Source organism: Aquipseudomonas alcaligenes, from assembly GCF_003205495.1.
Lineage (GTDB): Bacteria > Pseudomonadota > Gammaproteobacteria > Pseudomonadales > Pseudomonadaceae > Aquipseudomonas > Aquipseudomonas alcaligenes_B.
The window spans coordinates 248,507-274,890 of sequence record NZ_QJRX01000002.1 but is presented as its reverse complement, the minus strand read 5'-3'; the positions used below and the strand labels follow the sequence as shown (position 1 = coordinate 274,890).

Genomic DNA, 26,384 nt, shown 5'->3' with positions numbered 1-26,384 from the left:
CTGGCCGGCGTTCATTCCTTAACCAATACGAGACCGGCCCGTGCTCAAAGCACTCAAGAAAATCTTCAGCAAGGGCGATGCCGAGCAGCCCACCCCAACCAGCTCCACCCCCGCCAGCCAGCCGGCTGCCGCCCGCGAACCCCGCGCCGAACAGCCCAAGCCGGCGACCAAGCCGCGCGAGAAGAAGGCACGCAACGACAAGCCGCGCCAGGAGCGCCCGGCCAAACCGGTGGATACCTGGAAGCTGGAAGACTTCGTGGTCGAACCCGCCGAAGGCAAGACCCGCTTCCACGACTTCAAGCTGGCCCCCGAGCTGATGCACGCCATCCACGACCTGGGCTTTCCCTACTGCACCCCGATCCAGGCCCAGGTCCTCGGCCACACCCTCAAGGGCAAGGACGCCATCGGCCGCGCCCAGACCGGCACCGGCAAGACCGCCGCCTTCCTCATCTCGACCATCACCCAGCTGCTGCAGACCCCGCCGCCCAAGGAACGCTACATGGGCGAGCCGCGCGCACTGATCATCGCGCCAACCCGCGAGCTGGTGGTGCAGATCGCCAAGGACGCCCAGGCCCTGACCAAGTACACCGGCCTCAACGTGATGAGCTTCGTCGGCGGCATGGACTTCGACAAGCAGCTCAAGCAGCTGGAGTCGCGCTACTGCGACATCCTGGTGGCCACCCCGGGCCGCCTGCTGGACTTCAACCAGCGCGGCGAAGTGCACCTGGACATGGTCGAGGTGATGGTGCTGGACGAGGCCGACCGCATGCTCGACATGGGCTTCATCCCGCAGGTACGCCAGATCATCCGCCAGACCCCGATGAAGGGCGAGCGCCAGACCCTGCTGTTCTCCGCCACCTTCACCGAAGATGTGATGAACCTGGCCCGCCAGTGGACGGTCAACCCGGCGATCGTCGAGATCGAGCCGGAGAACGTCGCCAGCGACACCGTCGAGCAGCACGTCTACGCCGTATCCAGCAAGGACAAGTACAAGCTGCTGTACAACCTGGTGACGCAGAACGACTGGCAGCGGGTGATGGTGTTCGCCAACCGCCGCGACGAGGTACGGCGCATCGAGGAGAAGCTGGTGCGCGATGGTGTCAGCGCCGCACAGATGTCCGGCGACGTGCCGCAGCACAAGCGGATCAAGACCCTGGAAGGCTTCCGCGAGGGCAAGATCCGCGTGCTGGTGGCCACCGACGTGGCCGGCCGCGGCATCCACGTCGATGCCATCAGCCACGTGATCAACTTCACCCTGCCGGAAGTGCCGGACGACTACGTGCACCGCATCGGCCGCACCGGTCGCGCCGGTGCCAGCGGTACCTCGATCAGCTTCGCCGGCGAGGACGACGCCTTCGCCCTGCCACCGATCGAGGAACTGCTCGGGCGCAAGATCACCTGCGAGATGCCGCCGGAAGAACTGCTCAAGCCGGTGCCGCGCAAGCACTGATCGGCAGCCCAAGAAAAAGCCCGCTCGATGCGGGCTTTTTTGTGCGCGCCAGCCTAGCGCGACTGCACCAGACTGAGCACCTCGGCGCTGCGCTGCGGGCGCTGCGCCAGGAAGCGCGTGCAGCTGACGCGCAGGAAGGAAGCGAAGTTGACCACTTCGCCGCGGTAGTCCATGACCTCCTCATACAGCTTGGTGATCAGCTGGTTGGTGGTCATGCCGTCGACCTCGGCGATCTCGCGCAGGATGTCCCAGAACTGGTTCTCCAGGCGCAGGGTGGTGACCACCCCGCGGATGCGTAGGGAGCGCGAGCGCGACTCGTAGAGGATAGGATCGGCCTTCACATAGAGTTCGCACATCGCACCGCCCTCCTCGCTCAGCCCAGTACTTTCAGGAACGCCGCCAGCCAGGCCGGATGCGCCGGCCAGGCCGGAGCGGTGACCAGGTTGCCGTCGACGTGCACGCCATCCATCGGCACTTCCACATACTCGCCACCGGCCAGGCGTACTTCCGGCGCGCAGGCCGGGTAGGCGCTGCAGCCGCGGCCCTTGAGCACGTCGGCGGCGGCCAGCAGCTGGGCGCCGTGACAGACCGCGGCGATCGGCTTGGCGGCCTTGGCGAAGGCCTGCACCAGGGCGATCACCTCGGCGTTCAGGCGCAGGTACTCGGGGGCGCGGCCACCGGGGATCAGCAGGCCGTCGTAGTCCTCGGCGCGCACCTTGGCGAAGTCGAAGTTCAGCGCGAAGTTGTGCCCCGGCTTCTCGCTGTAGGTCTGGTCGCCCTCGAAGTCGTGAATCGCGGTACGCACGGTCTGCCCGGCGCTCTTGCCGGGGCACACCGCGTGCACGCTGTGGCCGACCATCTGCAGGGCCTGGAACGGCACCATGGTCTCGTAGTCTTCGGCGTAGTCGCCGACCAGCATCAGGATCTTCTTCGCCGCCATGGCAATGGCCTCCTCTGGGTGAATGTGGCGCCAGTCTGCGCCGCCTCGCCTCATTCAGGGTAACAGCTGGCTACTACAGCGCCCGCCAGAAACGAAAAGCCCCGCACTGGGCGGGGCTTTTCTGCACAGCCGGGCCGCTTAGAGCGGCTTGCCGCGATTGCCGTGGGCGGCGACGAACTGCTGCACGGTCTTCAGGTCGTTGGCCAGCACGGTGCAACGCTCCTCGCGCTGGAACAGGTCGGCCAGGTGCGGCGGCAGCGCCGGCACCGCGTCGATGCCGGCCTTCTCCACCGCTTCCGGGAACTTGACCGGATGCGCGGTGCCCAGGGTCACCATGGGGATGGACAGGCTGCGGCGGCATTCGCGCGCGGCGCGCACTCCGATGGCGGTGTGCGGGTCGAGCAGCTCGCCGCACTCGGCATACACCTCGGCGATGGTCTCGCAGGTCTGCTCGTCATTCACCGCCAGCGAGTCGAACAGCTTGCGCGCCTCGGTCCAGCGATCCTGCTCGACGCTGAAGCCGCCGCCCTGCTTGAAGGTGTCCATCAGGCTGGCGATGGCGGCGCCATTGCGGCCGTGCAGGTCGAACAGCAGGCGCTCGAAGTTGGAGGACACCATGATGTCCATCGACGGCGACAGGGTCGGATGCAGGGTGTCCTTGACGTACTGGTTGCCGCTCATGAAGCGGTGCAGGATGTCGTTGCGGTTGGTGGCGACGATCAGCTGACTGATCGGCAGGCCCATGTTGCGCGCCAGGTAGCCGGCGAAGATGTCGCCGAAGTTGCCGGTCGGCACCGAGAAGGCCACCGAGCGCAGCGGACCGCCCAGCTGCAGGGCCGCGTGGAAGTAGTAGACGATCTGGGCCATGATCCGCGCCCAGTTGATCGAGTTGACCGCCACCAGGCGGGTGCCCTTGAGGAAGCCCTGGTCGGCGAAGCTGGCCTTGACCATCTCCTGGCAGTCGTCGAAGTTGCCTTCGATGGCGATGTTGTGGATGTTCTCGCCGAGGATGGTGGTCATCTGCCGGCGCTGCACCTCGGACACGCGGTTGTGCGGGTGCATGATGAAGATGTCGACGTGCTCGCAGGCCTTGCAGCCCTCGATGGCGGCCGAGCCGGTATCACCGGAGGTAGCGCCCATGATCACCACGCGCTCGCCGCGCTTGCTCAGCACGTGGTCGAGCAGGCGGCCGAGCAGCTGCAGGGCGAAGTCCTTGAAGGCCAGGGTCGGGCCGTGGAACAGCTCCAGCACCCATTCGTTGCCGTTGAGCTGGCGCAGCGGCGCCACGGCGTTGTGGGCGAACACGCCGTAGGTCTCTTCGAGGATCTTCTTGAAGTCGGCGTCGGCGATGCTGCCGGCGACGAACGGGCGCATCACGCGGAAGGCCAGCTCGTGGTACGGCAGGCCAGCCCAGGAAGCGATCTCCTCCTGGGTGAAGCGCGGCAGGTTTTCCGGCACATAGAGGCCGCCGTCGCTGGCCAGGCCGGCGAGCAGGACGTCTTCGAAATTGAGGGCCGGGGCCTGGCCGCGGGTGCTGATATAACGCATGACTCTTCTACCTCAGACCAGTTGCTCGACGCGGATGCGCACCACTTTGCCGACCACATCGGCCAGCCCTTCGAGGGCGGCGATGGCGTCGTCGATGCGGGCTTCCTTGACGCGGTGGGTGACCAGGATCATCGGCACCAGACCGTCGTGCTCTTCGGCCTCTTTCTGCATGATCGATTCGATGTTGATGCCGCGCTCGGACAGGATGCTCGCCACCTGGGCCAGCACGCCCGGGTGGTCCTTGGCCTGGATGCGCAGGTAGTAGGCGCTCTCGCACTCGCCGATCGGCAGGATCGGGTGGTCGGACAGCGAATCCGGCTGGAAGGCCAGGTGCGGCACGCGGTTGGTCGGGTCGGCGGTCATCGCCCGCACCACGTCGACCAGGTCGGCGACCACGGAGGAAGCGGTCGGCTCCATGCCGGCACCGGCGCCATAGAACAGGGTGCTGCCGGCGGCATCGCCATTGACCATCACCGCGTTCATCACACCGTTGACGTTGGCGATCAGGCGATCGGCCGGGATCAGGGTCGGATGCACGCGCAGCTCGATACCGGCCTCGGTGCGACGGGCCACGCCGAGATGCTTGATGCGGTAGCCCAGAGCCTCGGCGTAGTTGACGTCGGCGCTGGTCAGCTGGCTGATGCCCTCGGTGTAGGCCTTGTCGAATTGCAGCGGGATACCGAAGGCAATGGAGGCGAGGATGGTCAGCTTGTGCGCGGCGTCGATGCCCTCGACGTCGAAGGTCGGGTCGGCCTCGGCATAGCCCAGGGCCTGGGCTTCCTTGAGTACATCGGCAAAGGCACGGCCTTTTTCGCGCATCTCGGTGAGGATGAAGTTGCCGGTGCCATTGATGATGCCGGCCAGCCAGTTGATGCGGTTGCCGGCCAGCCCCTCGCGGATCGCCTTGATCACCGGGATGCCGCCGGCCACGGCGGCTTCGAAGGCGACGATGACGCCCTTCTCGCGCGCCTTGGCGAAGATCTCGTTGCCATGCACGGCGATCAGCGCCTTGTTGGCGGTGACCACGTGCTTGCCGTTCTCGATGGCCTTGAGCACCAGCTCGTGTGCCAGGGTGTAGCCGCCGATCAGCTCGATGACCACGTCGATTTCCGGGTTGTTCGCCACGTCGAAGATGTCGGCGGTGATGGGGGTAGCGCCGGTTTCACACTTCGGGTTGGGGCGACGGGCGGCAATCTGTGCGACTTCGATTCCACGCCCGGCACGGCGGGCAATCTCCTCGGCGTTGCGTTTGAGTACGTTGAAGGTACCGCCACCGACGGTGCCCAGCCCACAGATGCCCACTTTCACCGGTTTCACGTTGTTTTCCCCATCTGCACTGCACGAAACGGCCGGGGCATGCCCCGGCCGCACAAAAGAGCCGCACTTTACGAAGCGCCAGCCCTCCAGGTCAATCGGCGCGACGGCCGGATCACTTGGCCTTGAGGGCGATCTCGGCCAGTTGCGGCGCCGGCTGGTAGCCCGGAATCAGCTCGCCGTTGCCGAGCACGATGGCCGGGGTGCCATTGACACCGATCATCTGGCCCAGCTCGTACTGTTTGGTCACCGGATTGGCGCAGCTGGCCGCCGGCAGTTCCTGACGGGCCTTGGCCTTGTTCATGGCGTCCTGGCGATCCTTGGCGCACCAGACGCTGACCAGGGTGTTGTAGCCATGGCTGCCGACGCCCTGGCGCGGGAAGGCCACGTAGCGCACCTCGATACCCCGACGATTGAGCTCGGGCACTTCGCTGTGCAGCTTCTGGCAGTAGCCGCAGTCGGTGTCGGTGAACACCGTGATGTGTGCCTTGGCCGGTTCCTTGGGCGAGAACACCACCATCTCGCTGGCGGGAATGGAGTTGATGGCCTTGGCCACACCCTTGCTTTCGGATTGACGGGTCAGGTTGACGGCTTCGGCGCCCTTGACCTGGTAGAGGTTGCCCTGCAGTACGAACTGGCCATCGGCGCTGGTGTAAAGCAGGCGGCCGCCCTTCAGGTGCACCTGATACAGGCCGCTCATCGGGCTCTCGGCGATGGCCTCGATGGGCATGTCGGGCTGCAGCTTGGTCAGGCTGGCGCGAATGGCCTGGTCGGGATCGGCGGCCAGGGCGACGGCAACCGAGAGACTGAGAACGGTACCGCTCAGAACACGAAAAACGGACATGAGGCACTCCTATGAACAGTGGCCCAAGCCTACCACAGCGGGTCCGCGCCGCCGACCGCAGACGCCGGGTGGGCGCCACGGGCGGATGGACTGCAGACGTAACGGTTAGCCGCGGGGGTGGTGGCGCGCATGCAGCTCCTGCAGGCGGGCGCGCGCGATATGGGTGTAGATCTGCGTGGTGGAAAGATCGCTGTGCCCCAGCAGCATCTGCACCACGCGCAGGTCGGCGCCGTGGTTGAGCAGGTGGGTGGCGAAGGCGTGACGCAGGGTATGCGGCGACAGCGGCTTGGCGATGCTGGCCATCCGGGCCTGGTGCTTGATGCGATGCCAGAAGGTCTGGCGGGTCATCTGCTCGCCGCGCAGACTGGGAAACAGCACGTCGCTGGGCTTGCCGTCGAGCAGGAAGGGCCGCGCCTCGCGCAGGTAGCGCTCGACCCAGGCGATGGCCTCCTCGCCCAGCGGCACCAGGCGCTCCTTGCTGCCCTTGCCGAACACCCGCAGCACACCCTGGCGCAGGTTGATCTGCTCCAGGGTCAGCGACACCAGCTCGGTCACCCGCAGGCCGCAGGCGTAGAGCACCTCGAGCATGGCGCGGTCGCGCAGGCCGATGGGATCGTCCAGCTCCGGCGCGGCCAGCAGCGCCTCCACGTCCGCCTCGGACAGCGACTTGGGCAGCGGCCGGCCGATCTGCGGCAACTCGACCTGCAGGGTCGGGTCCTCGACGATCAGGCCGTCGCGCAGCAGGTGCCGATAGAAACCACGCAACCCGGACAGCAGGCGCGCGGTGGAGCGGGCCTGGTAGCCCTGCTCGAGGCGCCAGGCCAGGTGATCGAGAATGGCCTCACGCCCGGCGCTGGCAAGCTCGATGCCGCGTTCCTGCAACCAGGCATGGAAATGCCCGAGGTCGCTGCGATAGGCCGCCCGCGTATGAGGCGACAGCCCCTTCTCCAGCCACAGGGCATCGAGGAAACGGTCGATCAGCGGGTGATCCAGCACGGGCATGGGCGTTCTCGCAAAAAAGGCGACCCAGTTTTCCACAAGCGGGGCTGCCCCGGAAGCGCCACCGCGGAGCTCAGGCGAAGCCCGGCAACACCGCCACCGGCTTCTTGTCCTCGCCAATGGCGACGAAGCTGAACACCCCGCTGATGGCCTTCTCGCGACCACCGCAGTACATCCCCTCGACATACACCTCCACCTCGACCTTGAGGCTGGTGTTGCCGACCTTGATCACCCGGCCGACCAGCTCGACGATAGAGCCGGCGGGGATCGCATGCTTGAAGTCGATGCGGTCGCTGGACACGGTCACCAGCGGCAGGCGGCAGAAGCGCGTGGCGGCGATGAAGGACACTTCGTCCATCCAGGCCAGCGCAGTGCCGCCGAACAGGGTGTTGTGGTGGTTGGTCGAGGGTGGAAAAACCGCCTTGGTCACACGGGTTTCCGACAGCTCGATACGGCGCTGGATTTCTTGCTCTCTCGGGGTCATGCCACTACTGCTCTGCTGAAAATGTGGCTGCCTGTGCTGCGCTGTTGTACTTGTCATGGCTCGGCAGAACTGCGGACCCACCGGTCGACGGGCCCAGAAACGAAAAAAGCAGCCCGGAGGCTGCTTTTTTCAGGTCGGAAGACCGTCCGATCAGGACAGTTTTTCCTTGATGCGCGCTGCCTTGCCGGACAGGTCGCGGAGGTAGTACAGCTTGGCCTTGCGCACGTCGCCGCGGCGCTTGACGCTGACGCTGTCGATCAGCGGGGAGTAGGTCTGGAAGGTACGCTCCACGCCCACGCCGTTGGAGATCTTGCGCACGGTGAAGGCGCTGTTCAGGCCACGGTTGCGCTTGCCGATCACCACGCCTTCGAAGGCCTGCAGACGGGAACGGTCGCCTTCCTTCACCTTCACCTGAACGATGATGGTGTCACCCGGGGCGAAAGCCGGGATTTCTTTGTTCATCTGCTCGGCTTCGAGCATCTGGATAATCTTGTTGGTCATGCTGTGCTCCTAAGACAGACGCGGTCTGCCATCGATACCTTAACTATCGTCCCGCTGGCGGATGTATTCCTCCAGCAGCTTCTTCTCTTCTCCAGAAAGCGAGCGGCTATCCAGAAGATCGGCTCGACGTTCCCAGGTCCGCCCGAGGGCTTGCTGCAGACGCCAGCGCCGGATGTGTTCGTGGTTGCCACTGAGCAACACATCAGGAACACGCTTGCCTTCGTACACCTCGGGTCGGGTGTAGTGCGGGCAATCGAGGAGGCCGTCGCTGAACGAGTCCTCCTCGGCGGAATCTGCATGCCCGAGCGCACCCGGGAGCAGCCGCGTAACAGCATCGATCAGCACCATCGCCGGAAGCTCACCGCCGGAGAGGACGTAATCGCCGATCGACCATTCCTCATCGACGTGCGTCTCGATGAAACGCTCGTCGATGCCTTCGTAGCGGCCGGCGATAAGAATCAGCGCCTGCTCGCTAGCCAGTTCACGCACGCCCTGCTGGTTCAGCTGGCGGCCTTGCGGCGACAGGTAGATGACCTTCGCCGCTCCACCGGCATCCACCTTGGCCGCGGCCAGGGCTTTCTCCAGGGGCTCGATCTTCATCACCATCCCCGGACCGCCGCCGAAGGGGCGGTCGTCCACCGTCTGGTGACGGTCGTCGGTGTAGTCACGCAGCTGCCGGCAGTTCAACTGCAGCAGCCCCTGCTTCACCGCACGACTGGTAATGCCGTACTGACTGATGGCGGCGAACATCTCCGGGAAGATGCTGATGACTTCAACGCGCATGGGCCGAGGCTCAGAAATCCGCGTCCCAGTCCACCCGCATCTCGCCGGCGGCCAGGTCGACCTGCTGCACGCACTGCTCGGTATAGGGGAGCAGACGCTCGCGGTCATCCAGACTGCCCGCACAGGGCTTGACCACCATCACATCATTGGCGCCGGTTTCCAGCAGGTGGTCGATGCGCCCGAGCAGTTGCCCTTGCAGGTCGATCACCTTCAGTCCTTCCAGCTGATGCCAGTAGAACTCGCCGTCCTCGAGGTCGGGTAGCTGCTCGCGGGGCACACAAATGTCGAAGCCCGCGTAGGTGCGTGCCACCTCGCGGTCATCGAGCCCCTTGAACTTGGCCACCAGGACTTTACCCTGGAGGCGGCCGCTGACCAGCTCCACCTGCTTGACTTCACCATCACGCTTGAGCGTCCAGGTGGGATAGTCGAGCAGGTTGTCAATCGGATCGGTGAAGGAATAGATCTTCACCTCACCACGCACGCCGTGCACCGAAGTAATCTTGCCGAGAACGACCAGGTCCTCGTCGGCGGTCGGCGTTGCGTTCATATCGCTTAGGCTGCGGCCTTGGCAGCTTCCTTCAGCAGCTGAGCAACGCGCTCAGACGGCTGGGCGCCCTGGCTCAGCCAGTAGGCAGCGCGCTCCTGGTCGACGGACAGCTTCACTTCGGCACCGGTAGCGACCGGATTGAAGAAGCCGATACGCTCGACGAAGCGACCATCGCGCGCATTGCGGCTGTTGGTCACGGTCAGGTGGTAGAAGGGGCGCTTCTTGGAGCCGCCACGAGCAAGACGGATGGTTACCATTGAACTTCGTTCCTGTAATCGGTGCTAACTTGAGGCACACACTTTGAGGGGCCAAGGCCCGAAAGGCCGCATATTCTAAGGATTATCCGGCCGTTTGCAAATCTCTTTTTCCGCCGCCCATCGGCGGCGGACATCACAGCTTGGGCAGGCCGCCCGGCATCATGCCGCCCAAGCCACGCATCATCTTGGCCATGCCGCCCTTGCTGGTGAATTTCTTCATCATCTTCTGCATCTGCTTGTGCTGCTTGATCAGCCGGCCGACGTCCTGCACCTGGGTGCCGGAGCCAAGGGCGATGCGGCGCTTGCGCGAACCGCTGATCAGCTCGGGGTCGCGGCGCTCGGCCGGGGTCATGGAGTTGATGATCGCCTCCATCTGCTTGAACTGCTTCTCCGCCGCGCCCTGCGCGCCGCTCATCTGCGACAGGTTGACCCCACCGATGGAAGGCAGCTTGTCCATCAGGCCGCCGAGGCCGCCCATGTTCTTCATCTGCTGCAGCTGGTCGCGGAAGTCTTCGAGGTCAAAGCCCTTGCCCTTCTTCAGCTTCTTGCTGAGCTTCTCGGCCTTCTCGCGATCGAGGGTCTGCTCGGCCTGCTCGATCAGGCTGAGCACGTCGCCCATGCCGAGGATGCGCGAGGCGATGCGGTCCGGGTGGAAGGGCTCCAGCGCCTCGCTCTTCTCGCCCATGCCGATGAACTTGATCGGCTTGCCGGTGATCTGGCGCACCGACAGCGCGGCACCGCCACGGGCGTCGCCATCGACCTTGGTCAGCACCACGCCGGTCAGCGGCAGCGCCTCGCCGAAGGCCTTGGCGGTGTTGGCGGCGTCCTGGCCGGTCATGGCGTCGACCACGAACAGGGTCTCGGCCGGTTTGATCGCCGCGTGCACGGCCTGGATCTCGGCCATCATCTCGGCATCGATGGCCAGGCGACCGGCGGTGTCGACGATCACCACGTCGATGAATTTCAGCCTGGCCTCGGCAATCGCCGCCTGGGCGATGGCCACCGGCTTCTGGCTGATGTCGGAGGGGAAGAAGGTCACGCCGATGTCGCCGGCCAGGGTCTCCAGCTGCTTGATCGCCGCCGGGCGGTAGACGTCCGCGGACACCACCATCACCGACTTCTTCTTACGTTCCTTGAGGAAGCGCGCCAGCTTGCCGGCGGTGGTGGTCTTACCGGCACCCTGCAGGCCGGCCATCAGCACCACGGCGGGCGGCGCGACGCTCAGGGCGAGGTCCTCGTTGGCCGCGCCCATCAGCTCTTCCAGCTCGGCACGGACGATCTTCACGAAGGCTTGGCCCGGGGTCAGGCTCTTCGACACCTCGGTGCCGACCGCACGCTCCTTGACCTTGTTGACGAAGTCCTTGACCACCGGCAGGGCCACGTCGGCCTCGAGCAGGGCCATGCGCACCTCGCGCAGGGTGTCCTTGATGTTGTCCTCGGTCAGCTTGGCCTTGCCGGTGACATGGCGCAGCGTCTGTGACAGGCGGTCGGTTAGGTTCTCGAACATGCGCGATCCTTTGAACGGGGGCTTGCAGCAGGCCGCGGAGTATAACCAAGAGCAGGTGCCGCCGACACCGCCGGCGGTCTTTCGTGGAACGCTTCTTGTGTGCCACACTCACGGCCTTTCGGGCCCTGCGTTACAAGGATTTATGCACCCTCTGCTGCCCAGCCTCGCCGCCGCCGGCCTGTACGCCGGCGCCACCCTCTACCAGGGATTGCGTCTCGCCCATCGCCAGGTGCCGGACAAGCGCCTGCTGGGCCTGCTCGGCGCGCTCGCCCTGATCGCCCACGCCCTGGCCCTGCACCTGCAGCTGCTGCCGGGCAGCGGCCTCAACCTGGACTTCTTCAACGCCGCCAGCCTGATCGCCTGCGCGGTGATCGCCCTGATCCTGCTGGGCACCACGCGCATCCCGGTGGAGAACCTGTTGCTCCTGCTGTTCCCGCTGGGCGCCCTGACCGCCCTGCTGGCCCAGTTCGCCCCGGTTGGCACCAGCCAGCCGATCGACGAGGAGGCCGGCATCCTTGCCCATATACTGCTGTCGATCCTGGCCTACGGCCTGCTGACCATCGCCATGTTCCAGGCCCTGCTGCTGTCGCTGCAGGACTATCAGCTCAAGCACAAGCACCCGTCGGGGCTGATCCGCAACTTCCCGCCGCTGCAGACCATGGAGAGCCTGCTGTTCGGCTTCCTCTGGGCCGGCTGGGTGACACTGTCGCTGTCGCTGCTGTCCGGCTGGCTGTTCTTCGAGGACCTGTTCGCCCAGCACCTGGTGCACAAGACCGTGCTGTCGTGCGTGGCCTGGGTGGTGTTCGCCGTGCTGCTGTGGGGCCGCCACCAGCTGGGCTGGCGCGGGCACAAGGCGATTCGCTGGACCCTGGCCGGCTTCTGCCTGCTGATGCTGGCCTACTTCGGCAGCAAGCTGGTCCGCGAATTCATCCTGCACATCTGAGGCGATCACCGTGGCCGAACTCCACCCTGGCTTCCTGCTGGGCCTGCTCGCCTTCCTGATCGTCTGCTCGGCGTTCTTCTCCAGCTCCGAGACCGGCATCATCAGCCTCAACCGCTACCGCCTGCGGCACAAGGCACGCGAGGGGCACCGCGGCGCCAAACGCGCCAGCGCCCTGCTGAGCCGCCCGGACCGCCTGCTCGGTACCATTCTGATCGGCAACAACTTCGTCAACATCCTCGCCTCGGCCATCGCCACCGTGCTGGCCATGCAGATCTGGGGCGAGGCCGGCATCGCCATCGCCACCGTGGCGCTGACCATCATCCTGCTGATCTTCGGCGAGATCACGCCCAAGACCCTGGCCGCGCTGCGCCCGGAAGCCATCGCCTACCCCGCCAGCCTGCCACTGCAGGTGCTGCTCAAGCTGTTCTATCCGCTGGTGGTGGCGCTCAACGCCATCAGCAACCTGCTGCTGCGCCTGTTCGGCATCGACCCCAGCAGCCGCAGCAGCGACAGCCTGACCACCGAGGAACTGCGCAGTGTGGTGCGCGAGTCCGCCCATGCCCTGCCGGAGAGCCGGCAGAACATGCTGCTCGGCGTGCTCGACCTGGAAACCGTGTCGGTCAACGACATCATGATCCCGCGCAACGAGATCATCGGCATCGACCTGGAACAACCGATCGAGCGCATCGTCGAGCTGCTGCAGAACACCCGCCACACCCGCCTGCCGGTGTACCGCCAGGACATCAACCAGATCGAGGGCATGGTGCACATGCGCCAGCTGGCGCGCCGCCTGGCCCATGACCAGATGACCCACGAGCTGCTGCTGCAGGTCTGTCAGCCGGCCTATTTCGTGCCGGAAAACACCCCGCTGGCCACTCAGCTGCTGAATTTCCAGAAGGAAAAGCGCCGCCTCGGCCTGGTGGTGGACGAGTACGGCGACATCCAGGGGCTGATCACCCTGGAGGACGTGCTGGAAGAAATCGTCGGCGACCTCAGCGGCCAGGATCAGCAGCAGCACGCCGATATCCAGCCTCAGGACGATGGCAGCCAGATCATCGACGGCAGCGCCAGCATCCGTGAGCTGAACAAGCTGCTCGGCTGGCACCTGCCCAGCGAGGGCCCGAAGACCCTCAACGGCCTGGTCACCGAGGCCCTGGAGAGCATTCCGGACAGCCCGGTGTGCCTGAAGATCGGCCCCTACCGCCTGGAAATCCTCGAATCCGGCGACAACCGGGTGAAGAGCGTGCGCATCTGGCAGGGCCGGCTCAATCGAGCGACGGCCTGAGCCGCTCGGCCAGGCCCTCGCCCCACACCCGGTAGCCCAGCGCCGACGGGTGATAGCCGTCGCGCGCCAGGTACTCCTCGGCGAACTCCAGCTCCAGCCGCGCATACTGCGCGCCTTCCTGCGCACTGATGCGGCGCAACTCGGCATCCAGCAAGGCCGCACGCAGCCCCAGCAGACGCCGCAGCAGCCAGGGCAAGGCGCTGAAGTGCTGGATCGGCGGCACGCCGGTGAACACCACCCGCTCCCCCTGCGCACTCAAAGCCCGACTGAGCGCACGCAGCGAGTCTTCCCAACGCGCCAGCGAACTCAGGTGGGTGGTGTCGTTGACGCCGAACACCAGCAGCACCAGGTCCGCCGGCTCGCGCAACGCCAGCGGCAGCAGACGCGTGCAGGCTTCACCGGCGGTGATGCCGTTCTCGCCGCAGGCGCGCCAGGCCACAGGGCGCTGCAGGCGCGTCGCCAGGGCCTGGGCCAGCTGGCCGGCCAGCGCCGCCTCCTGGGCCTCGACGCCGACGCCGGCGACCGTGGATTCGCCGATCAGCAGCAGGCGCAGCGGCGCACCGCCCAGCCCCGTGCCCGCCAGGCCGCTCTGCGCCCCGGCGGCGGGCGGCAGGCGCAACGCGGTGCGCCGGGTGTGCAGCGCCAGCGGCAAGGCCAGCGGCAATGAGGCGAGCGCCAGGCCCCACCACAGTCCGGCGCGCAGGCGGCTCACAGCTCGACCTTGACCGCCTCGGACGCGCGCACCGCCTTGGCCCGCGCCGCCTCGATGCTTTCGTCGCGGGCCAGGGTCACGCCCATGCGCCGCTGGCCGTCCACCTCCGGCTTGCCGAACAGACGCAGCGCGGTGTCCGGCTCGGCCAGGGCGGTACCGAGGTTAGCGAAGGCCACCTGCTGCGAGGTGCCTTCCACCAGGATCACCGAGGAGGCCGAGGGGCCGAACTGGCGGATCGCCGGGATCGGCAGGCCGAGAATGGCTCGCGCGTGCAGGGCGAACTCGGAGAGGTCCTGGGAGATCAGGGTGACCAAACCGGTGTCGTGCGGACGTGGCGAGACCTCGCTGAACCACACCTGGTCGCCCTTGATGAACAGCTCCACGCCGAACAGGCCACGGCCACCGAGGGCCTCGGTGACGGCGAGGGCCACCCGCTCGGACTCGGCCAAGGCCTTGGCGCTCATCGCCTGCGGCTGCCAGGACTCGTGGTAGTCGCCCCTGACCTGGCGATGGCCGACCGGCGCGCAGAACGAGGTGCCGCCGACGTGGCGCACGGTGAGCAGGGTGATCTCGTAGTCGAAATCGATAAAGCCTTCCACTATCACTCTACCCTTGCCGGCTCGCCCGCCTTCCTGGGCGTAGTCCCAGGCAGAACGCAGATCGGCGTCACTCTTCAGCACGCTCTGGCCCTTGCCGGAGGAGCTCATGATCGGCTTGACCACACAGGGGTAGCCGACCGCTTTCACCGCCTCGACATAGGCCTCGAAGGTGTCGGCGAAGTGGTAAGGCGAAGTCGGCAGGCCCAGCTCCTCGGCGGCCAGGCGGCGGATGCCCTCGCGGTTCATGGTCAGCTTGGCGGCGCGTGCGGTAGGCACCACGGTGAAGCCCTCGGCTTCCAGCTCGACCAGGGTGTCGGTGGCGATGGCCTCGATCTCCGGGACGATGTAGTGCGGCTGCTCGGCCTCGATCACCGCGCGCAGGGCCGCACCGTCGAGCATGCTGAGCACATGACTGCGGTGCGCCACCTGCATGGCCGGGGCATTGGCGTAGCGGTCGACGGCGATCACTTCGCAGCCCAGGCGCTGCAGCTCGATCACCACTTCCTTGCCCAGCTCGCCGGAGCCACAGAGCAGGACGCGGGTCGCGGTGGGCGACAAGGGGGTGCCGATACGGGGCATGCGGATGTCCTCGGAAAAGGGAGAAAGGGAACTCAGGGGCGCGCGGGCTGTTGCAGGAACTGCCCGGCGGCGCGGGTGCGCTCGACGCAGCGTTGCAGCACGTCGCGCCGCTCGTCGTTGCTCATGCGCCCCCACAGGGTGATCTCGGCCGCCGTGCGCTGGCAGCCGATGCAGATGTCCTGCTCGTCCAGCGCGCAGACGCTGACGCAGGGCGACTTGACCGGGCGTTCGTCGCTCACGCTTCGTCCTCGGCCAGGTCGCGCGCATAGCGCTGGGCATTGTGCACGTAATGGGCGGCGCTGCCTTCGAGCATCTTGCGCTGCTGCTCGGTGAGCTCGCGCACCACCTTGCCCGGGCTACCCATCACCAGGCTGCCGTCGGGGATCACCTTGCCTTCAGGGATCAGGCTGTTGGCGCCGATGATGCAGTATTTGCCGATCTTGGCGCCGTTGAGGATCACCGCGTTGATGCCGATCAGGCTGTAATCGTCCACCGTGCAGCCGTGCATCATCACGTTGTGGCCGACGGTGACGCCCTTGCCGAGGGTCAGCGGGAAACCCATGTCGGTGTGCATCACCGTGCCGTCCTGCACGTTGCTGTTCTCGCCGATATGGATCAGCTCGTTGTCGCCGCGCAACACGGCGCCGAACCAGACGCTGGCGCCCTTGTCCAGGCGCACCTTGCCGATCACCGCCGCAGTCGGCGCGATCCAGCTCTCGGAATGGGCCTCGACGCGTGCGTCACCCAGGCGGTACTTCATGGTGAATCCTCTCAGACCTTGATGACCCGGACCGACGGTTGCGGCGGCTGCGCCAGGTCGATGCCGGCGCCGAAGGCGACATTGACCAGTTCGACGATCATCACCGCCGTCAGGCCCCAGATCTTGTAGTTGTCGTAGTGATAACAGGGCACGTACCAGCTGCGCCCCTCGTAGTCGATGCGATGGGTGACCTCGCGCGGGGTCTCCAGGAAAAAGCGCAGCGGCACCGAGAACACCGAGGCGATCTCGTCGTCGTTGGCGCGGTACTCGACGTAGTCCGGCACCACGCCGACATAGGGCGTGACATGGATGCCGAAGCGCGACACCAGCGGGCTGAGCGGACCGACGATCTCCACCAGGCCGGGCGGCAGGCCCACCTCCTCCTCCGCCTCGCGCAGGGCGGTGAAGGCCAGGTCGGGGTCGGTGGCATCACGGCGGCCGCCGGGGAAGGCCACTTCGCCACCGTGGGTGGACAGGCCGCTGGCGCGCAGGGTCAGCACCAGCTCCGGGTCGTCACTGCGGGTCAGCGGCACCAGCACGGCCGCCTGCGGGTGCTGCCGGTCGGTCTCCAGGATGCGTGGACTGTGGCCACGCACGCGCTGCAGGAGCTCGTCGAGCATGATGATTCTCGGTTCTTCAGGGTTCTTTTCTTCTGCCCGGCATCATGGCACGAAGGCGCGGCCCGCCCAATACCCACCCTGCATCGACCGGCTTGCCGAGCTCGCCCTGCGGCGCCAACATGGGCAACGAATCAGGAGAGAGCGGCATGAAATTCTGCAGTCAGTGCGGTGGTCCGGTGGAGCAGCGCATTCCCCAGGGCGACACTCGCCTGCGCTTCGTCTGCCCGCAGTGCCAGACCGTCCACTACCAGAACCCGCGCATCGTCGCCGGCTGCCTGCCGGTGTGGGGCGAACAGGTGCTGCTGTGCCGCCGCGCCATCGAGCCACGGCGTGGCTTCTGGACGCTGCCGGCCGGCTTCATGGAGAACGGCGAGACCATGGCCGAGGCGGCCATGCGCGAGACCGACGAGGAAGCCTGCGCACGGGTGCGCGACCTGCACCTCTACACCCTGTTCGACCTGCCGCACATCAGCCAGCTGTACGTGTTCTTCCGCGCCGAACTGATCGACCTGGACTTCCGCGCCGGCGAGGAGAGCCTGGAGGTACAGCTGTTCCACGAGCACGAGGTGCCGTGGCAGGAACTGGCCTTCCCCACCGTCGGGCGTACCCTCAGGTGCTACTTCGCCGACCGCCGCGAGCAGCGCTATCCGATCCGCAACGAGGGCATCGCGCCACTGCGCCCGCACAGCCGATGAGGTCTATAGTCTTCCTGCACCCTTGACCGGCCAGCAGGAGGAACCATGGATACCAGCGAACACAGTCTCAGCGGCCTGTTCAAGCAGCTCGGCCTGCCGGCCGGCAAGGCCGAGATCGAAGCCTTCCTGCGCGAGCACCGTCTGGCCGAAGGCCAGGCCCTGGCCAGGGCCCCCTTCTGGAACAGGGCCCAGGCACAGTTTCTCAGCGAAGCGCTGGAGGAGGATTCGGACTGGGCGGAGCTGGCCGACGAACTGGCTCTGCTGCTGTCGCCGTGAGGCGCAGTTCGAGCAGGCTGGCGGCCAGCGCCGGATCGTCGGCATCGGTGACCATCAGCAGGCTGCCATCGGCCGCCAGGGCGATCCCCTCGACCTTCCAGCGCCCCTCCAGCTCGGCCAGACGCTGCAGCCGACCATCGGCCTCCACCAGGCCGATCAGCGAACCCAGGCAGGCACCGTCGTTGTAACTGTCGGAGGTGTTCTCCGCCGCCGCACTGAACAGCCAGCGCCCCTCGCCCAGCGCCGCACCGTCGGTGAATCCCAGCGCCACGCCGCCCAGCTCGCCGAGGTCGAGCACCTGGATGCCCGGCGGCTGTGGCAGCGGCCCCATGCCCAGCAGCCAGTCGCGCAGCGGCGCCCAGGCGTAGCGCAGCGCCGCATTCGGCGAGCCGCCCTGGTTGCCGCGCTGCAGCAGGAGGAATTCCTCGCCGAGGAGGAAGCCGCCCTCGATGTTCAGATCGGTGAAATGCCTGCGCAGCGGCAGGTACAGGGGGGCCAGGTCGATCTGTCGTGGCCGCGCGCCCTCCTCCAGGCCCAGCAGCACGCCACGCTGGCGCCGCGGGGTCGAACCCGAGCCCAGCGCCAGCAGCGCGCCCTGCGCATGGCCGGGAATGGCCGGCAGCAGGGCCAGGGTCTCCAGGTCCGGCTTGACCACCTTGCGCGCAGCCTGGTCCAGTGGCAGCTCGCCATCGAACAGAGGCTGCAGGCGGCCGTGCCCGCTGTCGACGCCGAACACCCCCAGCTGCAGCTCGTCGTCGGCCACCACGTAGAGGTGCTCGGCGACCCGCACCAGGGCACTGGCGGCACTGAGGTGGGTGCGACCGTGCGGATGCTCGGCGGGCGCCAGGGTCAGCTCACGCAGCAGCTTGGGTTGCGACATACAGGCCTCCTGGGGAGTCGAAATAAGCCCGAGCGGCGCTCCGTCCGGCTGGCGAGGATTGAACATACCCCTCGGCATAGGCAGACTCTCGCGCTATAACAACCTGAAGTATCAGGGCCAACACAGAAACACCTCGGAACATCGCAATGCGCTGGCTGCTCGCCCTATTCTGCTGCACCCTCATCGGCCTCGCCCAGGCCTCGACCGCGCCGACGCTCCGCGGCAAGGCCGTGGACAAGGTGCTGGTGGTCAAATCCGAGCGCAAGCTGCACCTGATGGGGCGCGGCGAGGTCCTCAAGTCCTACCGCATCTCCCTCGGCAAGCAGCCCACCGGCGCCAAGGTGCGTGAAGGCGACCTGCGCACTCCGGAAGGTTTCTACTGGATCGACTGGCGCAAGACCAGCGAGAAATTCAACCTGTCCATGCACATCTCCTACCCCAACGCCCGCGATGCCGCCAATGCGCGCAAGCAGGGCGTGCCCGCCGGCGGCATGATCATGATCCACGGCACCCCGCTGGACGATGAGTACCCCGAGTGGTTCTTCAGCACCCTGGACTGGACCGAAGGCTGTATCGCCATGCGCAACGCCGACATGCGCGAGGTGTGGGACCTGGTGCAAGACGGCACGCTGATCGAGATCCGCCCCTGACGTTTTGCTGCACGGTAATCAGGCGTGATTGGGAAAAGGCCCGGAAAGTGCCTGCCACTGAACGCCCGCAGGGCCAAGCGCAGCGGGTCCGCTCATCTACTCTGTGTAAACTCCGCGCCTTCGGCCCTTAACGCCTGGCCTGGCTCTAGCTCGCAAGATCCTGCCCCTGAATCCGGCTTGAACGAGGCGCCGCAAGGTGCCTTAATCATTTCCGCTGCGCAAAATTTGCTCAACGTTAATTTGCGCGATAAATTGTTGTGCAGATATCGAGCAGAGGTCCCCATCATGAAACAGCCGCAATCCTGTGCTGCCCTGCAGCTGGACAACCAGCTGTGCTTCGCCCTGCACTCCACCTCCCTGCTGATGACCAAGGCCTACAAGCCCATGCTGCAGGGCATCGGCCTGACCTACCCGCAGTACCTGGCCATGCTGGTGCTGTGGGAAGGCGACGGCATCACCGTGGGCGAGATCAGCGCGCGCCTGCTCACCGATCCCGGCTCCCTCACCCCCCTGCTCAAGCGCCTGGAAGCCGAAGGTCTGATCACCCGCACCCGCAGCAGCGCCGACGAGCGCGTGGTGGAGCTGCGCCTGACCGACAAGGGCCGCAACCTGCAGCAGGAGGCCGAGCGCTTCCCCGCCTGCATACTCGAAGCCAGCGGCATGACCCTGGAGCAGATCGGCGCCCTCAAGGAGCAGATAGTCGCCCTGCGCGACCAGCTGCAGAAGTCGGTCTGACCCCCGCTGCCGCCCACCGCGGGCGGCATGCCGCCTCGCTTATACCCAAATCGCCGCAGTTCTAGGCTGAATTCATCTAAAAATTATCTTGCACGCAAAATTAAATCGCACTAGATTCTGTATCACGCACTTACTTAGCGCGCAAAACTTTAGACAGCAAACAAACGGAGACATCGCCATGCAAACCATCAAAGCCCTCTACACCGCCACTGCCACCGCCACCGGCGGCCGCGACGGCCGCGCCGTTTCTTCCGACGGCTTCCTCGACGTCAAGCTGACCACTCCGCGCGAACTGGGCGGCGCCGGCGGCGAAGCCACCAACCCCGAGCAGCTGTTCGCCGCCGGCTACTCGGCCTGCTTCATCGGTGCCCTGAAGTTCGTCGCCAGCCAGAAGAAGCAGGCCTTCCCGGCCGACGCCTCGATCACCGGCAAGGTCGGCATCGGCCAGATCCCCGGCGGCTTCGGCCTTGAAGTGGAGCTGAACATCAGCCTGCCGGGCATCGACCGCGCCGTCGCCGAAGAGCTGGTCGCCGCCGCTCACCAGGTCTGCCCTTACTCCAACGCCACCCGCGGCAACATCGACGTGCGCCTGAACGTCGCCGTCTGAACCGAACCGGGCGGGCCTGCACGGCAGTGCCCGCCGCGATAACCCAAGCTACGAGGAACAGAATCATGAAAAACGTCAGCAAACTGCTTTCCGGCGCTGTTCTCGCAGCCGCCATCGGTAACGCCTTCGCCGCCGGCAGCCCCGGCGTGGAACACAACACCCAGGCCTTCCTCCAGGCCCTGGAAGCCGGCGGCGGCCAGCCGCTGGAAACCCTCAGCCCGCAGGATGCCCGCGCCGTGCTGGTCGGCGCCCAGGCCTCGGTCAAGGTCGATCTGTCCGGCGTGACCGTCAGCGAGAAGACCATCGAAGCTTCCGGCCAGTCGATCCCGCTGACCATCGTCCGCCCCGAAGGTGCGAAGGGCGAGCTGCCGGTGTTCATGTTCTTCCACGGCGGCGGCTGGGTGCTCGGCGACTACCCGACCCACGCCCGCCTGATCCGCGACCTGGTGGTGAACTCCGGCGCCGTGGCCGTCTACGTCGGCTACACGCCGTCGCCGGAAGCCAAGTATCCGACCGCCATCGACCAGGCCTTCGCCGCCACCCAGTGGGTCGGCGATCACGGCAAGGACATCGATGTGGACAGCTCGCGCCTGGCCGTGGCTGGCAACAGTGTCGGCGGCAATATGGCCGCAGTGGTCGCGCTCAAGGCGAAAGAAGCCGGCACGCCGAAACTGCGCTTCCAGCTGCTGCTGTGGCCGGTGACCGACGCCAGCTTCGATAACGCCTCGTACAACCAGTTCGCCGAGGGACACTTCCTCACCCGCAATATGATGAAGTGGTTCTGGGACAGCTACACCACCGATCCCAAGCAACGCGCCGAACGCTTCGCCTCGCCGCTGCGGGCCACCAGCGAGCAGCTCAAGGGCCTGCCGCCGACCCTGATCCAGACCGCCGAGTTCGACGTGCTGCGGGACGAGGGCGAGGCCTACGCACGCAAGCTGGATGCCGCCGGCGTCACCGTCACTGCGGTGCGCTACAACGGCATGATCCACGACTACGGCCTGCTCAACCCGCTGGCGCACATCCCGGCCGTGCAGGCCGCCCTGCGCCAGGCCGGCGCCGAGCTCAAGCAGCACCTGCAGTAAGCGTCAGGCGCAAACGAAGAAGCCCCGGCATGCCGGGGCTTCTTTTATTGAGGACTATCAGAATTGCAGGTCGGACAGCCGCCACACATCGAAGGCCGGCGTCTGGTAGGGATGGGCTTTCTTCATCGCCTTGACCACGTCGTGGATCAGCTCGTCGGCCACCACCAGCTCGACCTTCCACTCCGCCACCTCTTCCACCCGCCCAGGCTGGCCGATGAAGGGTTCGCTGCCCTGCAAGGGTCGGAACTGGCCCTTGCCCAGTACCTGCCAGCAGCAGCTGTCGTACTGACCGATGCGCCCGGCCCCGGCGGCGAAGACCGCGGTCTTCACCTCCTCGAGATGGCCTTCCGGCACGTAGAAACAGAACTTGTACATCCAGCCCCTCCCAGCATCGACGAATACAGCGACCCAAGGGCCGCACTGTCACAGCGATAATGGCATTCTGCCTCAGCGGTGGCACGTGGCCTAGTTCGCAACTCTGCATTGGAGTGCGTCGCCGGCAAATCGTCCATTGGCTCAATAGAGCCTTTGTGCATAAGCCGAAGCGAGTTAATCACCCTTGGCGAAACGTCGCCAGCGCGCCGCCAGCCCCTCGGTTGGCGGGCTGTGACTGCCGTCGCAATAGGGCAGGCGCCGCGACAGCCCGCAGCGGCACAGCAGGAGCAACTGTTGGCGCACGGGTTCGAGGCACAGGGCCTGGTCGCAACCGAGAGGGCAGTCGGGAAGCACGGGCGAGCGCCCGCAGCGGCACAGCAGATGGGTCTCGCCAGGGTTGACCTGGCGGACTTCGGGAAGCTTGGGATCTTGCGGGTCTGGCACACCCTCTCCCGCCCTGTCGGGCACCCTCCCCCATGGCTGGGAGAGGGGCAACGGCCGGTGTTAGTCGACCCAGACGCGCGCGTTGCGGAACATGCGCATCCAGCCGCCGTCCTCCTGCCACTCGTCCGGGCGCCAGGAGTTCTGCACGGCGCGGAATACCCGCTCAGGGTGCGGCATCATGATGGTCACACGGCCGTCGCGGCTGCACAGACCGGTGATGCCACGCGGCGAGCCGTTCGGGTTGGCCGGGTAGCTCTCGGTGACCTTGCCGTGGTTGTCGATGAAGCGCAGCGCCACGGTGCCGGACAGGTCGGCCTCCAGCAGCGCTTCCTCGCTCTCGAACTCGGCATGGCCTTCGCCATGGGCGATGGCGATCGGCATGCGCGAACCGGCCATGCCCTGTAGGAAGATCGACGCCGACTCCTGCACCTGGACCATGGCCACGCGCGCCTCGAACTGCTCCGAGCGGTTGCGCACGAAGTGCGGCCAGAACTCGGTACCGGGAATCAGCTCGTGCAGGTTGCTCATCATCTGGCAACCGTTGCACACGCCGAGGGCGAAGCTGTCCTTGCGCTCGAAGAAGGCCTGGAAGCCGTCACGGGCGCGGGCGTTGAACAGGATCGACTTGGCCCAGCCCTCGCCGGCGCCGAGCACGTCGCCGTAGGAGAAGCCGCCGCAGGCCACCAGGCCCTTGAACTCGTCCAGGCTGACGCGGCCGGCGAGGATGTCGCTCATGTGCACGTCAATTGCGGAGAACCCTGCGCGGTCGAAGGCCGCGGCCATCTCCACCTGGCCGTTGACGCCCTGCTCGCGGAGGATCGCCACCTGCGGACGCAGGCCCTTCTTGATGTAGGGCGCGGCGATGTCCTGGTTGACATCGAAGCTCAGCTTGGTCGACAGGCCCGGGTTGTCCTCGTCGAGGATCAGGTCGAATTCCTGGTCGGCGCACTCGGCGTTGTCGCGAAGGCGCTGGATCTGGTAGCTGGTCTCGGCCCACTGGCGCTGCAGCAGGCTGCGCTGGGCACCGAACACCGGCTCGCCGTTGAAACTGATGGCCACGTCGCTACCGTTGACCGGCTGGCCGATCACCGCCACGCAGTCACCGAGGCCGGCGGCACTGAACTGGGCGAGGATTTCCGGGGTGGCGTCCTGGCGCACCTGGATCACCGCGCCCAGCTCCTCGTTGAACAGCACGGCCGGCAGCTCGCTGGCGGAATCGGCCAGGGCATCGAGGAACAGGTTGAGGCCGCAGTGGCCGGCGAAGGCCATTTCCAGGGTGGTGGTCAGCAGGCCGCCATCGGAGCGGTCGTGGTAGGCCAGGATGTGGCCATCGGCGTTGAGGCCCTGGATCACCGCGAAGAAAGCCTTGAGGTCCTCGGCGTCGTCGACGTCCGGCACGGCCTGGCCGAGCTGGGCGAAGGTCTGCGCCAGGATCGAGCCGCCCATGCGGTTCTGCCCGCGGCCGAGGTCGATCAGGATCAGGTCGGTCTCGCCCTTGTCCAGGCGCAGCTGCGGGGTCAGGCTCTGACGCACGTCCTGTACCGGGGCGAAGCCGGAGATCACCAGCGACAGCGGCGAAGTGACGCTCTTGTCCTGGCCGTTGTCCTGCCAGCGGGTCTTCATGGACATGGAGTCCTTGCCCACCGGGATGGTGATGCCCAGCGCCGGGCACAGCTCCATGCCCACCGCCTTGACAGTGTCGTACAGGCGGGCATCCTCGCCCGGGTGGCCGGCGGCGGCCATCCAGTTGGCGGACAGTTTGATATCGGAAATCTTCTCGATGCGCGCAGCGGCCAGGTTGGTGATGGTCTCGCCGACCGCCATGCGGCCCGACGCAGGCGCATCCAGCAGGGCCAGCGGGGTGCGCTCGCCCATGGCCATGGCCTCGCCGGTATAGACGTCGAAGCTGGTGGCGGTCACCGCGCAGTCGGCCACCGGAACCTGCCAGGGGCCGACCATCTGGTCGCGGGCCACCAGGCCGGTGATGGTGCGGTCGCCGATGGTGATCAGGAAGCTCTTGCTGGCCACGGCCGGGTGGCGCAGCACGCGGCTCACCGCCTCGTCGATGCTCACGGCGGCGGCATCGAAGTCATCGCCCTGCTCCGCCTCGCGCTGCACACTGCGGTGCATGCGCGGCGGCTTGCCGAGCAGCACGTTGAGCGGCATGTCCACCGGCTTGTTGCCGAAGTGGCTGTCGGTGACGGTCAGGTGCGGCTCGGCGATGGCCTCGCCGACCACGGCGAAGGGGCAGCGCTCGCGCTCGCAGATGGCCTTGAAGCGCTCGAAGTCGGCGGCGTCCACGCTCATCACGTAGCGCTCCTGCGACTCGTTGCACCAGATTTCCAGCGGCGCCATGCCAGGCTCGTCGTTGGGCACCGCGCGCAGCTCGAAGCGACCGCCACGGCCGCCGTCGTTGATCAGCTCCGGCAGGGCGTTGGAGATACCGCCGGCGCCGACGTCGTGGATGAACTTGATCGGGTTGTCGGCACCCAGCTGCCAGCAGCGGTCGATGACTTCCTGGCAGCGCCGCTCCATTTCCGGGTTGTCGCGCTGCACCGAGGCGAAGTCCAGGTCGGCGGAGCTGGCGCCGGTGGCCATGGAGGAGGCGGCGCCGCCGCCCAGGCCGATCAGCATGGCCGGGCCACCGAGCACGATCAGCTTGGCGCCGACCGAGATCTCGCCCTTCTGCACATGCTCTTCGCGGATGTTGCCGAGGCCGCCGGCCAGCATGATCGGCTTGTGGTAGCCGCGTACTTCCTCGCCACGCGGGCTCTGCACGGCCTGCTCGAAGGTGCGGAAGTAGCCGTTCAGCGCCGGACGGCCGAATTCGTTGTTGAACGCGGCACCGCCGAGCGGGCCCTCGATCATGATGTCCAGCGCGGTGACGATGCGCTCGGGCTTGCCGTAGGGCTTCTCCCAGGGCTGCTCGAAACCGGGGATGTTCAGGTTGGACACGGTGAAGCCGGTCAGGCCGGCCTTGGGCTTGGCGCCGCGACCGGTGGCGCCTTCGTCGCGGATCTCGCCGCCGGAGCCGGTGGAAGCGCCGGGGAAGGGAGCGATGGCGGTCGGGTGGTTGTGGGTTTCCACCTTCATCAGGATGTGCACCGGCTCCTGGGTCGCGCCGTACTCGCGGGTGGCCGGGTTGGGGAAGAAGCGCCCGGCGGTGAAGCCCTCGATCACCGAGGCATTGTCCTTGTAGGCGGACAGCACGCCCTCGCGGTGCATCTCGTAGGTGTTCTTGATCATGCCGAACAGCGACTTGTCCTGGCTCTGGCCATCGATGTCCCAGCTGGCATTGAAGATCTTGTGACGGCAGTGCTCGGAGTTGGCCTGGGCGAACATCATCAGCTCGACGTCGTGCGGGTTGCGGCCCAGCTCGACGAAGCTCTTCACCAGATAATCGATCTCGTCCTCGGCCAGGGCCAGGCCCAGCTCGACGTTGGCCTGCTCCAGGGCGGCGCGGCCGCCGCCGAGCACGTCCACCGCGGTCAGCGGCTTGGGCTCGGCATGGCTGAACAGGCCGGCGGCCTCTTCCAGGGCGCCCAGCACAAGCTGGGTCATGCGGTCGTGCAGCACGGCGGCGACGGTCTGGCGGTCGGCGTCGCTCAGCTCGCCGCTGACGTAGTAGGCGATGCCGCGCTCCAGGCGCTCGATCTTGGCCAGGCCGCAGTTGCGGGCGATGTCGGTGGCCTTGCTCGACCAGGGCGAGATGGTGCCAAAACGCGGAATGACCAGGAACAGCTGGCCGGCGGGCTCCTGCACCGGCACGCTCGGACCGTACTTCAGCAGCCGGGCCAGCACCTGCTCTTCGGAGGCATCGAGCACGCCGGTCACTTCGGCGAAGTGCGCGAACTCGGCGTACAGCCCGGTCACGGCGGGGACCTTGGCGGTCAGTTGCGAAAGCAGTTTGCCGTGGCGGAAGGCGGAAAGAGCGGGCGCGCCGCGCAGGATCAACATCGTGAACA

The 26,384-nt window shown here is 66.5% G+C and carries 30 protein-coding genes; 9 read left to right on the top strand and 21 right to left on the bottom strand.

Translation table 11 applies throughout. From position 1 onward, the window contains the following. The first annotated feature begins 40 nt into the window (after positions 1-40). A complete protein-coding gene (gene rhlB, locus DMO17_RS03990; protein ID WP_110681017.1) occupies positions 41-1,450 on the top strand; it encodes an ATP-dependent RNA helicase RhlB in 1,410 nt (469 codons plus the stop codon). A 53-nt stretch (positions 1,451-1,503) separates the two neighbouring features. Here rhlB and DMO17_RS03985 read toward each other — a convergent pair whose 3' ends face one another. From DMO17_RS03985 to ffh, 12 genes are all read right to left on the bottom strand, one after another. Beyond that, a complete protein-coding gene (locus tag DMO17_RS03985) occupies positions 1,504-1,806 on the bottom strand; it encodes a ribbon-helix-helix domain-containing protein (RefSeq protein WP_110681016.1) in 303 nt (100 codons plus the stop codon). A gap of 17 nt (positions 1,807-1,823) precedes the next feature. Next, positions 1,824-2,390 (bottom strand): DJ-1/PfpI family protein, encoded by a 567-nt coding sequence (locus DMO17_RS03980; RefSeq protein ID WP_110681015.1) that lies wholly within the window; start codon positions 2,388-2,390, stop codon positions 1,824-1,826. Positions 2,391-2,528: 138 nt separating this feature from the next. Further along, complete coding sequence (thrC, locus tag DMO17_RS03975) at positions 2,529-3,938, bottom strand: threonine synthase (RefSeq protein ID WP_110681014.1); 1,410 nt, start codon at positions 3,936-3,938, stop codon at positions 2,529-2,531. Positions 3,939-3,950: 12 nt separating this feature from the next. Continuing rightward, complete coding sequence (locus DMO17_RS03970) at positions 3,951-5,255, bottom strand: homoserine dehydrogenase (protein WP_110681013.1); 1,305 nt, start codon at positions 5,253-5,255, stop codon at positions 3,951-3,953. A gap of 112 nt (positions 5,256-5,367) precedes the next feature. After that, on the bottom strand, positions 5,368-6,096 hold the full coding sequence (locus DMO17_RS03965; protein WP_110681012.1) for a disulfide isomerase DsbC N-terminal domain-containing protein: 729 nt from the start codon (positions 6,094-6,096) through the stop codon (positions 5,368-5,370). A gap of 105 nt (positions 6,097-6,201) precedes the next feature. Continuing rightward, a complete protein-coding gene (xerD, locus tag DMO17_RS03960; protein ID WP_110681011.1) occupies positions 6,202-7,098 on the bottom strand; it encodes a site-specific tyrosine recombinase XerD in 897 nt (298 codons plus the stop codon). Between the two features lie 70 nt (positions 7,099-7,168). After that, positions 7,169-7,579: an acyl-CoA thioesterase gene (locus DMO17_RS03955; protein ID WP_110681010.1), complete on the bottom strand. Its 411-nt coding sequence runs from the start codon at positions 7,577-7,579 to the stop codon at positions 7,169-7,171. Between the two features lie 150 nt (positions 7,580-7,729). Then, entirely contained in the window at positions 7,730-8,080 is a 351-nt protein-coding gene (gene rplS, locus DMO17_RS03950) for a 50S ribosomal protein L19 (RefSeq protein WP_043308640.1), read from the bottom strand. A 39-nt stretch (positions 8,081-8,119) separates the two neighbouring features. Continuing rightward, the gene (gene trmD / locus DMO17_RS03945; RefSeq protein WP_110681009.1) at positions 8,120-8,863 is read right to left on the bottom strand and encodes a tRNA (guanosine(37)-N1)-methyltransferase TrmD; all 744 of its coding nucleotides are present in this window, start codon (positions 8,861-8,863) and stop codon (positions 8,120-8,122) included. A 10-nt stretch (positions 8,864-8,873) separates the two neighbouring features. Then, positions 8,874-9,410, bottom strand: coding sequence for a ribosome maturation factor RimM (gene rimM, locus DMO17_RS03940; RefSeq protein ID WP_110681008.1), 537 nt, complete (start codon positions 9,408-9,410; stop codon positions 8,874-8,876). Between the two features lie 5 nt (positions 9,411-9,415). Then, positions 9,416-9,667 (bottom strand): 30S ribosomal protein S16, encoded by a 252-nt coding sequence (gene rpsP, locus DMO17_RS03935; RefSeq protein WP_110681007.1) that lies wholly within the window; start codon positions 9,665-9,667, stop codon positions 9,416-9,418. Between the two features lie 133 nt (positions 9,668-9,800). After that, positions 9,801-11,174: a signal recognition particle protein gene (gene ffh, locus DMO17_RS03930; RefSeq protein WP_110681006.1), complete on the bottom strand. Its 1,374-nt coding sequence runs from the start codon at positions 11,172-11,174 to the stop codon at positions 9,801-9,803. 142 nt (positions 11,175-11,316) lie between these two features. Between ffh and DMO17_RS03925 the strand changes: the two genes are divergently transcribed. Beyond that, on the top strand, positions 11,317-12,117 hold the full coding sequence (locus tag DMO17_RS03925) for a cytochrome C assembly family protein (protein ID WP_110681005.1): 801 nt from the start codon (positions 11,317-11,319) through the stop codon (positions 12,115-12,117). Between the two features lie 10 nt (positions 12,118-12,127). Further along, on the top strand, positions 12,128-13,402 hold the full coding sequence (locus DMO17_RS03920; RefSeq protein ID WP_110681004.1) for an HlyC/CorC family transporter: 1,275 nt from the start codon (positions 12,128-12,130) through the stop codon (positions 13,400-13,402). On the opposite strand, the gene DMO17_RS03915 is transcribed toward DMO17_RS03920, so the two are convergent. Genes DMO17_RS03915 through DMO17_RS03895 form a run of 5 tightly spaced genes read right to left on the bottom strand, consistent with a single transcriptional unit; the run spans position 13,383 to position 16,672 of the window. Then, positions 13,383-14,114, bottom strand: a complete 732-nt coding sequence (locus tag DMO17_RS03915; protein ID WP_110681003.1) for an SGNH/GDSL hydrolase family protein — start codon at positions 14,112-14,114, stop codon at positions 13,383-13,385. The genes DMO17_RS03920 and DMO17_RS03915 overlap by 20 nt on opposite strands. Continuing rightward, the gene (gene purT, locus DMO17_RS03910; RefSeq protein WP_110681002.1) at positions 14,111-15,292 is read right to left on the bottom strand and encodes a formate-dependent phosphoribosylglycinamide formyltransferase; all 1,182 of its coding nucleotides are present in this window, start codon (positions 15,290-15,292) and stop codon (positions 14,111-14,113) included. Before purT ends, DMO17_RS03915 begins: the two co-directional genes overlap by 4 nt. Positions 15,293-15,324: 32 nt before the next feature. After that, positions 15,325-15,531, bottom strand: coding sequence for a DUF1289 domain-containing protein (locus DMO17_RS03905; RefSeq protein ID WP_061905205.1), 207 nt, complete (start codon positions 15,529-15,531; stop codon positions 15,325-15,327). Beyond that, a complete protein-coding gene (locus tag DMO17_RS03900) occupies positions 15,528-16,052 on the bottom strand; it encodes a gamma carbonic anhydrase family protein (protein WP_110681001.1) in 525 nt (174 codons plus the stop codon). Before DMO17_RS03900 ends, DMO17_RS03905 begins: the two co-directional genes overlap by 4 nt. An 11-nt stretch (positions 16,053-16,063) precedes the next feature. Next, on the bottom strand, positions 16,064-16,672 hold the full coding sequence (locus DMO17_RS03895; protein ID WP_021700314.1) for a CoA pyrophosphatase: 609 nt from the start codon (positions 16,670-16,672) through the stop codon (positions 16,064-16,066). A 146-nt stretch (positions 16,673-16,818) separates the two neighbouring features. Between DMO17_RS03895 and DMO17_RS03890 the strand changes: the two genes are divergently transcribed. After that, positions 16,819-17,367 (top strand): NUDIX hydrolase, encoded by a 549-nt coding sequence (locus DMO17_RS03890; RefSeq protein ID WP_110681000.1) that lies wholly within the window; start codon positions 16,819-16,821, stop codon positions 17,365-17,367. Positions 17,368-17,412: 45 nt separating this feature from the next. Beyond that, positions 17,413-17,643, top strand: a complete 231-nt coding sequence (locus DMO17_RS03885; RefSeq protein ID WP_110680999.1) for a DUF2789 family protein — start codon at positions 17,413-17,415, stop codon at positions 17,641-17,643. Here the strand turns inward: DMO17_RS03885 and DMO17_RS03880 are convergent. Then, positions 17,570-18,523 carry a DUF6929 family protein gene (locus DMO17_RS03880; RefSeq protein ID WP_110680998.1) on the bottom strand — a complete coding sequence of 318 codons (954 nt, stop codon included), beginning with the start codon at positions 18,521-18,523 and terminating at the stop codon, positions 17,570-17,572. The genes DMO17_RS03885 and DMO17_RS03880 overlap by 74 nt on opposite strands. Positions 18,524-18,669: 146 nt before the next feature. Between DMO17_RS03880 and DMO17_RS03875 the strand changes: the two genes are divergently transcribed. The 4 genes from DMO17_RS03875 to DMO17_RS03860 all read left to right on the top strand — a co-directional run bounded on the left by DMO17_RS03875 (position 18,670) and on the right by DMO17_RS03860 (position 21,600). After that, entirely contained in the window at positions 18,670-19,173 is a 504-nt protein-coding gene (locus tag DMO17_RS03875) for a L,D-transpeptidase family protein (protein ID WP_110680997.1), read from the top strand. A 285-nt stretch (positions 19,174-19,458) separates the two neighbouring features. Beyond that, positions 19,459-19,908: a MarR family winged helix-turn-helix transcriptional regulator gene (locus DMO17_RS03870; protein ID WP_110680996.1), complete on the top strand. Its 450-nt coding sequence runs from the start codon at positions 19,459-19,461 to the stop codon at positions 19,906-19,908. Between the two features lie 178 nt (positions 19,909-20,086). Beyond that, complete coding sequence (locus tag DMO17_RS03865; RefSeq protein ID WP_110680995.1) at positions 20,087-20,515, top strand: organic hydroperoxide resistance protein; 429 nt, start codon at positions 20,087-20,089, stop codon at positions 20,513-20,515. A gap of 65 nt (positions 20,516-20,580) precedes the next feature. Beyond that, a complete protein-coding gene (locus DMO17_RS03860; protein WP_110680994.1) occupies positions 20,581-21,600 on the top strand; it encodes an alpha/beta hydrolase in 1,020 nt (339 codons plus the stop codon). Positions 21,601-21,657: 57 nt separating this feature from the next. Here DMO17_RS03860 and DMO17_RS03855 read toward each other — a convergent pair whose 3' ends face one another. From DMO17_RS03855 to purL, 3 genes are all read right to left on the bottom strand, one after another. Further along, complete coding sequence (locus DMO17_RS03855) at positions 21,658-21,975, bottom strand: YqfO family protein (protein WP_110680993.1); 318 nt, start codon at positions 21,973-21,975, stop codon at positions 21,658-21,660. A gap of 174 nt (positions 21,976-22,149) precedes the next feature. Further along, positions 22,150-22,419 carry a CDGSH iron-sulfur domain-containing protein gene (locus DMO17_RS03850; protein WP_110680992.1) on the bottom strand — a complete coding sequence of 90 codons (270 nt, stop codon included), beginning with the start codon at positions 22,417-22,419 and terminating at the stop codon, positions 22,150-22,152. A 60-nt stretch (positions 22,420-22,479) separates the two neighbouring features. Continuing rightward, positions 22,480-26,376, bottom strand: coding sequence for a phosphoribosylformylglycinamidine synthase (gene purL / locus DMO17_RS03845; protein WP_110680991.1), 3,897 nt, complete (start codon positions 26,374-26,376; stop codon positions 22,480-22,482). Positions 26,377-26,384 lie beyond the last annotated feature (8 nt).